Source organism: Metabacillus sp. RB-C-LZQ-3-1 (assembly GCF_058315175.1).
Genome location: NZ_JBZFLI010000006.1, coordinates 276,099 through 288,944, shown reverse-complemented (window position 1 = coordinate 288,944; position 12,846 = coordinate 276,099). Strand labels below are relative to the sequence as shown.

General features: G+C 34.8%; 14 protein-coding genes. 3 read left to right on the top strand and 11 right to left on the bottom strand.

From position 1 onward, the window contains the following. The first annotated feature begins 4 nt into the window (after positions 1–4). Positions 5–415 (top strand): hypothetical protein, encoded by a 411-nt coding sequence (locus tag AC4GZ8_RS12500; RefSeq protein ID WP_491082174.1) that lies wholly within the window; start codon positions 5–7, stop codon positions 413–415. A 40-nt stretch (positions 416–455) separates the two neighbouring features. On the opposite strand, the gene AC4GZ8_RS12495 is transcribed toward AC4GZ8_RS12500, so the two are convergent. Together AC4GZ8_RS12495 and AC4GZ8_RS12490 are read right to left on the bottom strand one after the other, a co-directional pair. Then, positions 456–1,343, bottom strand: a complete 888-nt coding sequence (locus AC4GZ8_RS12495; RefSeq protein WP_491082173.1) for a CPBP family intramembrane glutamic endopeptidase — start codon at positions 1,341–1,343, stop codon at positions 456–458. Between the two features lie 104 nt (positions 1,344–1,447). Then, positions 1,448–2,371, bottom strand: a complete 924-nt coding sequence (locus AC4GZ8_RS12490) for an aminoglycoside phosphotransferase family protein (protein WP_491082172.1) — start codon at positions 2,369–2,371, stop codon at positions 1,448–1,450. A gap of 164 nt (positions 2,372–2,535) precedes the next feature. Between AC4GZ8_RS12490 and AC4GZ8_RS12485 the strand changes: the two genes are divergently transcribed. Continuing rightward, positions 2,536–2,799, top strand: a complete 264-nt coding sequence (locus tag AC4GZ8_RS12485; RefSeq protein ID WP_491082171.1) for a hypothetical protein — start codon at positions 2,536–2,538, stop codon at positions 2,797–2,799. 5 nt (positions 2,800–2,804) lie between these two features. Here AC4GZ8_RS12485 and AC4GZ8_RS12480 read toward each other — a convergent pair whose 3' ends face one another. Beyond that, entirely contained in the window at positions 2,805–3,743 is a 939-nt protein-coding gene (locus AC4GZ8_RS12480) for a DUF4349 domain-containing protein (RefSeq protein ID WP_491082170.1), read from the bottom strand. Positions 3,744–3,855: 112 nt separating this feature from the next. Next, positions 3,856–4,416 carry a signal peptidase I gene (gene lepB / locus AC4GZ8_RS12475; RefSeq protein ID WP_491082169.1) on the bottom strand — a complete coding sequence of 187 codons (561 nt, stop codon included), beginning with the start codon at positions 4,414–4,416 and terminating at the stop codon, positions 3,856–3,858. Between the two features lie 148 nt (positions 4,417–4,564). Here lepB and AC4GZ8_RS12470 point away from each other — a divergent pair, with 148 nt between their 5' ends. Next, positions 4,565–5,266 carry a DUF2306 domain-containing protein gene (locus tag AC4GZ8_RS12470; RefSeq protein ID WP_491082168.1) on the top strand — a complete coding sequence of 234 codons (702 nt, stop codon included), beginning with the start codon at positions 4,565–4,567 and terminating at the stop codon, positions 5,264–5,266. A 64-nt stretch (positions 5,267–5,330) separates the two neighbouring features. Here AC4GZ8_RS12470 and AC4GZ8_RS12465 read toward each other — a convergent pair whose 3' ends face one another. From AC4GZ8_RS12465 to yknW, 7 genes are all read right to left on the bottom strand, one after another. Continuing rightward, positions 5,331–5,756 carry an organic hydroperoxide resistance protein gene (locus AC4GZ8_RS12465; RefSeq protein ID WP_491082167.1) on the bottom strand — a complete coding sequence of 142 codons (426 nt, stop codon included), beginning with the start codon at positions 5,754–5,756 and terminating at the stop codon, positions 5,331–5,333. 123 nt (positions 5,757–5,879) lie between these two features. Further along, positions 5,880–7,739: a PTS fructose transporter subunit IIABC gene (locus AC4GZ8_RS12460; protein ID WP_491082166.1), complete on the bottom strand. Its 1,860-nt coding sequence runs from the start codon at positions 7,737–7,739 to the stop codon at positions 5,880–5,882. 13 nt (positions 7,740–7,752) lie between these two features. Continuing rightward, positions 7,753–8,664, bottom strand: coding sequence for a 1-phosphofructokinase (gene pfkB / locus AC4GZ8_RS12455; RefSeq protein WP_491082165.1), 912 nt, complete (start codon positions 8,662–8,664; stop codon positions 7,753–7,755). Positions 8,665–9,058: 394 nt separating this feature from the next. Then, the gene (locus tag AC4GZ8_RS12450) at positions 9,059–10,252 is read right to left on the bottom strand and encodes an ABC transporter permease (RefSeq protein ID WP_491082164.1); all 1,194 of its coding nucleotides are present in this window, start codon (positions 10,250–10,252) and stop codon (positions 9,059–9,061) included. Next, on the bottom strand, positions 10,253–10,936 hold the full coding sequence (locus tag AC4GZ8_RS12445; protein WP_491082163.1) for an ABC transporter ATP-binding protein: 684 nt from the start codon (positions 10,934–10,936) through the stop codon (positions 10,253–10,255). Further along, positions 10,933–12,051, bottom strand: a complete 1,119-nt coding sequence (locus AC4GZ8_RS12440; RefSeq protein WP_491082162.1) for an efflux RND transporter periplasmic adaptor subunit — start codon at positions 12,049–12,051, stop codon at positions 10,933–10,935. Before AC4GZ8_RS12440 ends, AC4GZ8_RS12445 begins: the two co-directional genes overlap by 4 nt. Next, positions 12,051–12,722, bottom strand: a complete 672-nt coding sequence (gene yknW / locus AC4GZ8_RS12435; RefSeq protein WP_491082161.1) for a YknW family membrane protein — start codon at positions 12,720–12,722, stop codon at positions 12,051–12,053. The genes AC4GZ8_RS12440 and yknW overlap by 1 nt, the downstream gene beginning before the upstream one ends. Positions 12,723–12,846 lie beyond the last annotated feature (124 nt).

The following is a 12,846-nucleotide window of genomic DNA, read 5'->3' as shown; positions in this document are numbered from 1 at the left end:
ATTCTTGTTTTCAACTCGTGGGGACGCACATAAATTGTACTTAAAGTTTAAAAAGATAACTGATGACGGTGAATCATTACACGAATTAGATGAATTAAGAGAGATTGCTGAAATGAAAACATTTTATGAAAAGATCGAAACCCCTACTTTAGAGAAAATATATTATAGAATTTTAAAGGAAAAGAATGGAATGGGGATGATTCCAGTTTTTGTTTCAGCAGGTCCTTGGCTGCTGTTTCTTTTCTCCAAACAACTACAGGAGTTTTTATTTAAAAACGGAAGCATTCCCTTTTTTATTTTTATTACATTCTATTTGACCGTTTTAATCATTAGCGTAATTTTACATTTCCGTGAAAAGGCATGGGCATCGATTCATTTGACAATGATCGAGCACATTCTAAAAAAGCGGTCATGAGTTCATGATGTCAAAAAGCGTGCACGATGGCACGCTTTTATCAGTATCCAGTACTTTTATTTTTTCTAAAAACTATGATAGAAAAGATAATCCCCGTTACAATTGTTGTTATTGTTGAAATCATTGCATTTACATTTGTGGTTACAAACAAAGAAGGAATATCGCCATAAACAGTGTCCTCCATTGTTAAAAATAAACAAAGAAACATATTATTTGCTGCATGTGCTCCAATTGAAAATTCGGAACTATTTGTTTTGATTGAAATATAGGTCCAAATAAAGCCCATCGACAGGTAATCTAACGCAACCCAAAAGGCACCGTATTCCATCTCCGGGTTAAAAAAATGGAGACTTCCAAAGATTCCCCCAACAATTAATGTTAAGATAAATGGATTTTGCGTAAATTTCCCTCCCCATTGAAGAAGAAAACCTCTAAACAGTAATTCCTCTGAAGTTGTTTGAATCGGTACAAGTAAAATAACAGCAACACATAACCATATGAACCTTGTCAGATTAAAATCATTTAAGTGGTATTCATGCGGGAAGATAGCAAAATCAAGCAACGAAAAAATGATGAGGATAATAAGAAATACAATAAAACCATAGCCGATTTTTCCCCAATTCAGCTTATCAGCAGGTGTAATAAGCGAAATAAATCTTCTTTTTAAAATAAATTTAACAGCAATAAATAATCCTATAACTAATAAAATGCTTTGAAGATGCAATAAATATAGATCAACAAGGGGATCTGTTACTAGTCCTGTTTCGATATCGAGGAGACCAGGGTTTATTATTTCACCTATAATTAAAGCGATTATGTAGAATAATGAACCTAATATAAGCATAAAAGCTAATATAACAAGAAGAGAACTAATATATCTCTTATGTGTATTTTTCCCTTCCGTCATTTTTATAAAATTCTGATTCATCATCAATCTCCTTTTAATAAAATAGTTGTTAACTCTCTAACTTTAACATTTTTTTAAACAATTCTTAACATCCAAAGACGAAAAAAGCTATCCAATAAGATTGTTTATTTATTGGATAGCCTTTTTTGTTTCAGACATTCAAACACTTTAAACATTCTCCATGTATCATCACAGACTTTCCCAAAGTCCTCAATACTCCAATATAAACTTATGATGGAATGGCAAAAACCCCATAAAATAACCCTCTCTTTATTTAAATCCAATTGCTCAACTAGAATATCAATCCGTTTTTCTATAACCTCTAACAGATTCTCAGATGGGACTTTATTCAAAAGAAATTGAATAATATCATATTCTTTTTCTCCAATAAAGCCTTTCGGATCAATTACAAGCCATGTTTGATCATTTACAGATAAAACATTGTGATGATGAAGGTCACCATGAAGCAAAAATAATTTATCAATTGATCTTGTTAACATAGAGAATATTTCTTCAGCCTCAGCCAATATACGCGCTGTAAGAGGTCCAACCCCATCTTTATAAAGATGGCGAATTTTTTTAAACGCTTCTTCTCTTTGAAAGATCGTTTCAAAAGAAGTGTTTACAGTGGGAGCTTCAATCCATAATTTTTTCATTACTGATGCCATGATCAAGGTAGCCTCTTTATCATCAGGTAGGGAATAAAGCTTCTCGCCTGGTGAAATATGTTCTAAAATCATAATGCCTTTTTCTACTTCAGCATCTAGTAATGAAACCATTCCATTACCCTGAAAATATCTTAAAGCCTCCACTTCTTGGATAATACCTTCTCCGTTCGGTACAACTAATTTCACAACGATATAACTCCCGTCTATTTTAACTGCAGGAGCAACAAAATTATATGACAACTCATAAGGCTGCAGAATTTGACATTCCCATTTTTCTTCACAATAACTCTTTAAATGATCAAATTGCTTTAACCATGTATCTCCCTTCTCCTTATGAATGGATTTGATTGTGTTGACAAAATGATCAGGTAAATAATTCATCTTTTCCTCCTAATCCCTACAGTCTATCCACATCTTCTGTATATCTCTCCTTTTTTCCTTTTAATTTTGAATAGAACGTTCTAAATGGAAGATGACCTCCTCACTTAAATAATTAATCCAACTATGGTAAAATAGATTATCTATACTATATGAGGAGTACCAGCATGAAATTACATACATTAATTGAATATTGTTTACTTATCTTTTTTTCTGGAATTTACTTTGCATTTCTTGGCTTTCAATCCAATGGAATTACATTTATTATTGGAGTAATCTTTATTTACTTTATCATCACGTTGTCATTGAAACGAATTCTTCCACACTATCATATTGAGAATAAAAAGCTCTCAATACTAGTAAGTGTTGCTTTAATAAGTGGCAGTGTTTTTATTACGATGCTTATCTTAACAATATTAGCAACTGATTAATATATTTATTCCTCTGTATTTTTAGGTGGTTGCTTTTGTTGCTTTCTTTTTCTTTTCAAAATAAACCAAATAACAATAAGTATGCCACCTAATATGAATAGAACTGGCAAGCTGCCTATAAAAAACACTACGAATGAAGAGATTGCCCGTAAAACGAAATTAAGTGTCTCCATAAATTGTTTTTTAGTTTCTTTCCATGTGTTTAATTCATTATTTTCAAGATCTGGAACATTTACTTTACTTTCATTTATAAAAATGGATATCGTTGCTAAATTTACTTGGTTATCTAAATAATTCATTCTGCCTTTTAGTTGTTCAATTTCTTCCTGAACTTTTGCAAGATCTGTTGATATTTTTAATAAATCCTCTGTCTTTTCTGCGGTTTCCATAAACTCTAGTAACCGCTTTTCAACCACCTGTTTTGATTTTAATCGCGAATCTAAATCAACATATTCTTCTGTCACATCTTGACCATTAATTGATTCATCTATTACCTTTGTACTTCCATTCTCAACGGTCTTTAAAAATGCTTGGAAGTGTTCCTGAGGAACTCTAACCGTAATCGTCCCTTCAGTTGAATCATCTTCGACTGAATATGAGTTTGAATTAACGATATATCCATCTAATGTTCGAAGTTCTTTTTGGATGAAAGCTAATGTTTCATCATAGCTTTTAACCTGAATAGAAAGATTCGCTGTATAAATGACCATCCGATCTTTTGTACTAGTTGCCTGAGTGGTTTTTGTTTCAGAACTTACTGTCTCACCACGATCTGAAGAAACCTCCTCCTTATTTTCTAATTCAGCCGCTATCTCTGGTCCTGTATGATTTTGGGGTGCACTATTACTTTGATCCGCTTGACTCTCCTCACTTGAATGACTACTGCAACCACCAATAATGATAGCTAGTAAAAATGAACAAACGATCACCATCCACCTTTTCATCTCTCAACACTTCCCTTGTTGTAATCTCTTAGATGTAGACGGATAGAAAAATAAAATGTTACAAAAAAATATCATAAAAAGAGCCGAAGCTTGGGAGCAACGGCATTATGTATTATTCTGTTTTACGAAAATGATCAAATGGATAAAAAATGAATTCAGACTTACCTAAAATACGGCTTGATTCAATGAGCCCTAAGCCATTCCGACTGTCCATACTATTTAGTCGATTGTCTCCCATAACAAAATAGCTTCCTTCTGGTACTTCAATCTCTTCAAAATCTCCTGTTAGAACCATCCCTAACTTCTCGGCTTCTTCACGGTTTTCAGCTAGATAAGGTTCCTCTATGAGTTGGCCATTCACATATACTTGTCCTTCCTCTGCACGGACCTTATCACCAGGTAAACCAATAATTCGTTTAACATACCGAATATCTTCTTCTTTACCATCAATAATGACGATATCCCCTTTTTCAATTTCTCCAATAAATTTTAATGTTTTATTTACAAATAGACGATCACCATCATGTAATGTTGGATCCATAGATGAGCCTTCTACAAGATATGGCTCAAATAAAAAGAACCTTATAATCATCGCTAACCCTACAGCTAAAACGATGGCCTTAGTCCATTCCCATATTTTGGATTTAGTTGTTTCAGTTTCTGTTTGTGACATAAATAGTCCTCCTAAATTCAATCCTCTTCCTTATTATACCTCTTTACAGGGCTATTTGTTAAATTTTTAAAAAATGCTTTATCTTTTCTGGGTGATCCCCCTAAAATAGGAATGTATTGGAAAAAAGAGTATTGGAGGAAAAAATTATATGGAGACCTTATTTTATATAATACGATTTTTGCATATAATTGGAGGATTTGTCGCATTATTTGTATTTTGGATACCTATTGTGACTAAAAAAGGCGGGCAACTTCATCTCATCTCTGGATGGATATATGTATCTGGTATGATTGTTGTTGCTATTAGTGCTTTTTATATGGGGATTTATCGTATTTTCCTCGATACAACATCATCAACCGATGTGATCTCTTTTTCATGGTTTCTTATTTTTATCAGTATTTTAAGTTCCGCTAGTGCTTACTATGGCATTCGAGTATTAAAATTTAAAAAAAGAAAAGGGCGTCATACCCATCTGCTTGATATTGGCTATCCAATGCTTTTACTAGGATCAGGAATCGGAATTAGCTGCTATGGATTTAGTCAATCTTCTCAGTTATTAACTTGGTTTCCAATGGTAGGAATTTCATTAGGAATAATCCAGCTTCTTTATTGGTTTAAAAAACCAACCCGAAAAATGCATTGGTGGTTTGAACATTTTTCCGGCATGTTAGCTTGTTGTATTTCTACAATTACGGCTTTTACAGTATTCGGGGCTCCAAGACTTCTGAATATCGATTCTATTAATATCTTACTGTGGTTTTTACCAACGATCATCATAACACCTATAATCATTGGCCTTGGGATTTATTATGAAAGAAAATTTAATAAACCTAAAAAAATCGGGTTATAAACCCCATAAAAGCAAGCCCTGCCATCATATCTTTATAAGGGCTTGCTTCTAAATGTTTTATTTATTACACAACAACCTCAAGATCTACATTAATATTTCCTCTTGTTGCTTTTGAATAAGGACAAAATTCATGAGCTTTTTCAACCAGTTCCTTAAGCTTTTCCTTTTCAATGCCTGTCCCTTTTACTTGTAAGGTAACCCCAATCTTAAAGCCATCATCTGAATCATCTTTAAGTAGAGATACATTAGCCGTTACTTCAGATTTAAAATCAACTTTTTCTCTTTTCGCGATAAGCTGAAGAGCTCCATCAAAACACGCTGAATATCCAGCAGCAAATAATTGTTCAGGGTTTGTTGCATCAGGATGTTCTTTGGCCTGAGGGGAACCCGGCATTGCCAATTTCATGTTAATTTTCCCATCGGAAGACTCTACTCTTCCATCTCTTCCCCCAACAGCTTTTGCCGATGATGTAAATAATGGTTTTGACATGATTTGTTTCCACCTTTCCATTTGATTATTAGAGCCATTACTAGAATGTACCCTACTTTTAAGATTTCTAACCAAAAAAAAGCTGATTTGATTCAAATACTCGAATCAAATCAGCTTTATATTTTATTGATTAACAGGTTTTTTCAAAATTCCTAGCATAATTGCAGTCACAACTGCACCAATAACAATAGCAAGTAGATATAATAATGGATTACCTTCTACTAATGGGATAACAAATGCACCACCATGAGGAGCACGTAAACCATTTCCAAAGAACATTGCTAAAGCTCCAGCAACAGCTGATCCCGTCACAACGGAAGGAATCACACGACCTGGATCAGATGCTGCAAATGGGATCGCACCCTCAGTAATGAAAGAAGCACCCATAATATAACATGTAATACCTGATTGACGTTCACGCTCAGTAAACTTGCTCTTAAATAACGTTGTAGCCAACGCAATTCCTAATGGAGGGACCATTCCTCCTGCCATAACAGCAGCATGTGGAGCAAAATTTCCTGCATCGATCATAGCAATACCGAATGTGAAAGCAGCCTTATTAATAGGACCACCCATATCGATTGCCATCATTCCGCCTAATAATAATCCAAGAAGTACTAAGTTGCCAGTACCTAAACCACCTAAGAAATCACTAATTCCTGCATTTAGCGCACTTACTGGTTTGTTAACAACGAAGAACATAATCATACCAACTGAAAAAATACTTAACACAGGATATAGCAATACAGGTTTAATTCCCTCTAACGAAGCAGGTAGTCCTGATAGAACTTTCTTTAAGAGAACAACAATGTACCCAGCTAAGAAACCAGCAATTAGACCACCTAAGAAACCAGCTCCACCTTGAGCAGCCATAAATCCACCAACCATACCAGGTGCTAAACCAGGACGGTCAGCAATACTTAGTGCGATAAATCCGGCTAATACCGGAATCATTAAACCAAATGCATTACCGCCACCAATTGTATTTAATGCTTCAGCAAAAACGTTATGTGAAGGATCGTTAGGATCTGATGCGTGGATTCCAAATAAGAAAGATAGGGCAATTAAAATACCGCCACCAACAACAAATGGGAGCATATTTGAAACACCGTTCATTAGATGTTTATAAAAACCTGTTCTTTCACTTCCACCTTCCTCTTTTCTTCCTTCACCATTTCCTTTATAAATAGGTGCATCTTGTTTAACAGCTCGATCTAAAAGCTCCTTTGTTTTACGAATTCCATCCGCTACAGGAACAATAATAACATGTTTTCCCTTAAAACGTTCCATTTCAACTTGTTTATCTGCTGCAACAATAATCGCTGTAGCTTCTTCAATTTCAGCTGCAGTTAATACATTTTTCGCTCCACCTGAGCCATTTGTTTCAACTTTAATTGAGAGATTCAACTCTTTTGCTTTTTCCTTTAAAGCATCCGCAGCCATATACGTATGTGCGATTCCTGTTGGACATGCAGTTACCGCAAGAATTTTCCCTGAATTTGTATCCTTTACTTCTTCACTTTCCTCTTGAACATCGTATTTATCAATAATACCCAACACATCTTCAGGTGTTTTAGCTGCCAATAATTGATCTCTTACTTCTTGCTTCATCAAAATACTGGATAATTTTGATAATGCTTCAAGGTGAGTATTATTTGCACCCTCTGGAGCAGCAATCATAAAGAATAAAAAGCTAGGCTGACCATCTAATGCTTCATAATCTACACCATCAACTGATCGACCAAATACAATCGCTGGTTCCTTCACAGCACTTGTTTTAGCATGCGGAATCGCAATACCATCACCGATTCCAGTTGTGCTTTGCTTCTCTCGATCTAACACGGCCTGTTCGTATACAGCTTTATCAGATAGTTTTCCAGCACGGTCTAAAACTTTTACTAATTCCTTTACAACATCACTTTTAGTTGATGATTGGATACTTAATGTAATTGTATCTTTTGTTAATATCTCTGTAATTCTCATTTTATTTCCCCCTCTATATCTTCTTCACTTCTATTTGAGGTAATAGCTCTTCTATTTTTTCTTTTGTACAAAGTTCAAGTGAGAAAGCTGTTGCACTTCCTGAAGCTACCCCAATCTTAAATGCCTGTTCAATAGGCTGGTTTGTTGAATAGGCGCTTAAAAAGCCCCCAACAACAGAATCACCTGCACCGACTGAATTCAAGACTTTACCTTTTGGAACATTTGCAACAAAACTGCTTGTTCCTGTAACTAGTAACGCACCCTTTTCAGCAAGAGAAACAATGACGTGTTGAACTCCCTGATTAACTAGCTTTTTCGCGTATCCATGTGCTTCCTCAACCGATTCAATAGTTGTATTAAATAATTCACCTAATTCGTGATGATTTGGCTTAATTAAGAAAGGCTTTTCGGACACAACCTCTTTCAAAGCATCCCCTGAGACATCTGCAACCACTTTAATCTCTTTTTCTTTACAGATATCTATAATTCTCTTATAAATGGATGATGGCAATGTTCCAGGGATACTACCTGCTAGTAAGACAATATCGTTATGATTCATTAGTTCAAATTGTTGTAAAAATTGTTCTAATTGCTCATCAGAAACACTTGGACCTAAGCCATTAATTTCAGTTTCAACATCTGTTTTTAATTTTATGTTAATCCGTGAATCACCTGATACTTTAATAAAACGATGATGGATATATTCAGTAGTTAAAAAGTCTTCAATAAAAGCACCGGTAAAACCACCTAAAAAACCTATTGCCTTTGATTCTACACCTAGTCGTTTCATTACTCGTGAAACATTAATTCCCTTACCACCAGGAAATTTAGAATCTTCAGACATTCTGTTCAAAGATCCTAATTCAAGTTGTTCTAGTCTAACAATGTAATCTACTGATGGATTTAACGTAACAGTATAAATCATGAATTCACTACCTTTATTACTATATTTTTTGGATAATGTACTTCTTCATTCATCCATAATGATTTAGTGTCTTTCATACTGAAAATCTATTATTAAACAGGAATGATCAGGAGTTACCATATATCAGCACTCTCCAACCTCTTGTAAGCGAATACATCAATTGCTTACAATTTATTATACTGTCACTTTCAGTCAAAATCAATCATAAATTATCGAAAACTATCATTTTTATCATTTATTTAATTTATATCAATCAAAAACAATCACATGATAGAATTAACAAAATATTCCCTATATTGAAATAGGTTTATCTTAAACTTTCTAATACTTTTAAAATTCCACAACAAAAAACCTCACTTAAACCAAATAGATTGATTAGTGAGGTTCTTCTGATTTATTCATATCGTAAAGATTCAATCGGACTTAACCGGGCAGCTTTGTTTGCAGGAAGCATACCAAATACAATTCCTATTACCATCGAAAATAGTAATCCTCCTGTGACAACTTCCCATGAGATTAGTGGCGGCCACCCAGCAAAGATGGATACGATATTGGCTGCCACAGCACCTAAAATAATACCAAAAATTCCCCCGATAAGCGTAAGGGTTACAGATTCAATTAAGAACTGGGTTAGAATTTGACGTTTTGTTGCTCCTAATGCCTTACGAATACCAATTTCCCTTGTCCTTTCTGTTACCGAAACAAGCATAATATTCATTACACCTATTCCGCCAACAACAAGCGAAATCCCTGCGATGGAACCAATAATTAATGTCATAATTGTTGTAATTTGGCCAATTCCTTCTGCCATTTCTTCCATATTAAAGACTTTATATGAATCTTCAGTATTGTGGGCAGTATTTAAAAGAGTTGTTGCTTTCTCACCAACTTCTTTCATCACATCCGCATTAATTGCTTGTAACGTTATTTGGTTGTATTCATTATGACCAAACGAGTTTCGAAAAGTATTCCAAGGGATATAAACTTCCATTGCCCCAAATGCAAATAGGCCGGTAGGTTTATCTAAGACGCCAATAATTTCTATTGGCTGACCTTTAATCCAAATGACTTCTCCTAAAGCAGACTTATCATCGAACAATTCTGTACTAAGTTCAGCACTAATGATCCCTACTCTTGTTCCTCCAATATAATCACTTTCCAAAAGGTTTCTTCCGGACTGAACGGTTAGTTTATTCACTTCCATATAAGCTTCATTGATTCCATAAACACTAGTATCAGTTGTTTCTTCTCGGTATCTTGTTTGAAAATATTCTGTTGAAGAAGCAACTACCTTTTTCACTTCAGGTATCTCATTTAATTTATTGACATCATCTTGGGTAAAAGCAGCATTCATGTAGGCGTTTGGATTTGATAACAGTTCTTCTTCACTTGGTTCATAATAAACTTCAATTGTATTTCCTGGACCTGTGATCGATGTTTTCAACAATTGTTCTCCACCTTGCCCTATGGCCACAACAAGAATAACTGATGCAACACCAATAATGATACCTAACATTGTTAATATGGAACGCAATTTATGAGCGAGAACTGAGCCTAATGCCATTTTAAGATTTTCTATTAAACTCATCTACGATCTCCCCCGCTCTTCATCAGAGAGAATAATCCCATCTCTAACAGTGATAATTCGGTTTGCGTACTCAGCAACTTCTTGTTCATGTGTGACAAGGATGACAGTGGTGCCTTCTTTATTTAACTTTGTAAATTGTTCCATTATTGAAATACTTGTTTTAGTATCAAGTGCACCTGTTGGCTCATCTGCCAGAATAATCTTTGGCTCATTCACAATCGATCTGGCAATCGCTACGCGTTGTTTTTGTCCACCTGACAACTCATTTGGTAAGTGATTCATTCTTTCAGCCAAGCCAACCTTCTCAAGTGCTAGTTTAGCTCGTTCCTCTCTCTCTTTCTTTTTGAAGCCTGCATAAACCATTGGAAGTTCTACATTTTTTAATGCCGTTAATCTAGGTAATAGCTGGAATTGTTGAAAAACAAAACCAATGGAGAGGTTTCGTACTTTTGCAAGCATTTCATCATTATATGTTGATATATCCTCTTGATCTAATAAGTATGTTCCTGAAGAGGGGTTATCCAAGCAACCAATTACATTCATTAGAGTAGACTTACCTGAGCCTGATGGGCCCATAATAGCAACAAACTCTCCATGTTTTATTGTTAGATTAATACTTTTTAGCACCTCTAATATATCTTGACCTACTTTATAGCTTTTCGTAATAGATGTTAACTCAATCATTTTTCGTTCACTTCCAAGTTATCTCGAACTTCTTCTGAAGGATTAATGATGACTTTTGAGCCTGGTTCCAGACCTGATATGATTTCCATATATTGATCACTTGCTGATCCTATTTCGATTTCTTGACGGACTGCCTTTCCTTTTTCAACTATGTAGACAAAATAGTTTTCCCCATCTTGTTTTACTGCTTCTAAAGGAGCTGCTAAGGCTGAGCGTTTTTCAGTCTCAATATCCATAATTAGCTTAAATCCTGGTTTTGCCTCGATATTGCGATCTCCAATAGAAGCTTCGATTGAATATTGAACGGCTGTTTCTTCATTGTTAATCGCATTTTCATTTTGTACAGGTAAATAACTGACCTTTTTTACTGTTCCTTTCCATTCCTTGTCCGTAAGAACATCAGATCTTAATGTAACTGATTGCCCTTCTTTTATTTTTAAAGAGTCATATTCTGAAATTGTTCCTTTGACAACAAGTTCTTCAGAATTTCCTATATGTAAGATAGGTGATTGAGAGATACCTTTTCGTGCATCCTCATCTATGGATAGAACTGTCCCAGCTATTTCACTTTTCACCACTAAATCTTCCAGCTTACTCTCAATCGTTTCTTTTTGAAGAAGTATCTGTCTTGCTTCAAGGTCCGCCCTCTTTAAATCAGTTTTGAGTTGATCACGCTCATTATCGACTTGCTTTTTGGCCTCCTTTTCACCTAATTGCTCCTTTATCTCCTTTTCTTTCGCATCTAAATCATTGATTTGATCTTTTATTTGATTGATTTGTAAATAGGAAGATTCTAAAGATAGTCCATTTTGTTCTTTCTCTAATTGTAACTGCTCGTTTTCATATTTTAATAAAGGAGTTCCTACTTCCACCTTATCCCCCTCATTAACAAGAACCTCCGTTACCTCGCCATTTTCAGGCACTAAGTAAACAAAATTCTCTTGACTTAAAGAGAGCGTGCCGGGAACCATCACATTCCCGGTTAGTTCACGTTCTTTCACAGTCGAAGTTTCAACTGAAAGAACATCTTGATTAGAAGCCTTATAGATGTTTACTCCAACCAAAAGTGCAATTAACGTCACGACAGCAATTGAAATCCATATTTTTTTCTTCATTATAATTGGGTCAGCCCCTCTAAAGCTCCAGAAGCTGCGGCCACGATAAGTCCTAAAATAAAGAAGATAACTGTAATGGTATAAGCTGCCGGTTTAGATAGCTGCGCTACTTTGACAAGTCCTAATCCCAGTAAGATATAATACCAAATATTAAATACTTCAATCGCTCCTAGTACTGCCCCAAGAGCTCCTTCAGCTCCTATAAAACTATTTATACTTGTTAACATGACCGTCGGATCTGAACCGATCGCATAAATAATAAGTTGGTTTAATAATTGCCCGATTGTAGAAATAATGCTAGTAAAAATAATTAATGAGAACATCTGCTTAAATGTAACGGGGGATTTTGCTATTTTTGTGATTCCAAATAATATTCCACCGAAAATTAGAAATCCTATTGGCGTACCAAATAATGCACCAATACCACCAAATATAATCCCAAACATTTTTGATAATTCGATTTGGTCAGCTGGCATTCCTTCCATTCCCGGAACTGTTGAATAATCGACATTGAAAGCTGCTAGTACTGCTATGACAGTACCTAGTAATGATATAATGATTAACGGTAGCCAAATAACTGGTTTTTCACGAATTCTTTCAAATTGTTCCTCTGGTTGAAAAATCATCCCAAATAATGACGGTTTTTTTGTTTGTATTGTTTCTTGGTCCATCGAGTAATCCCTCCAAAATATATTTTCATTTACTAATACGAGGGGAATTGGAAATAGTTTCATAATATAGGAGTTTATTTGAAAAAATTTATTAAAACATAATTTTCTAAAATAAATACATCTG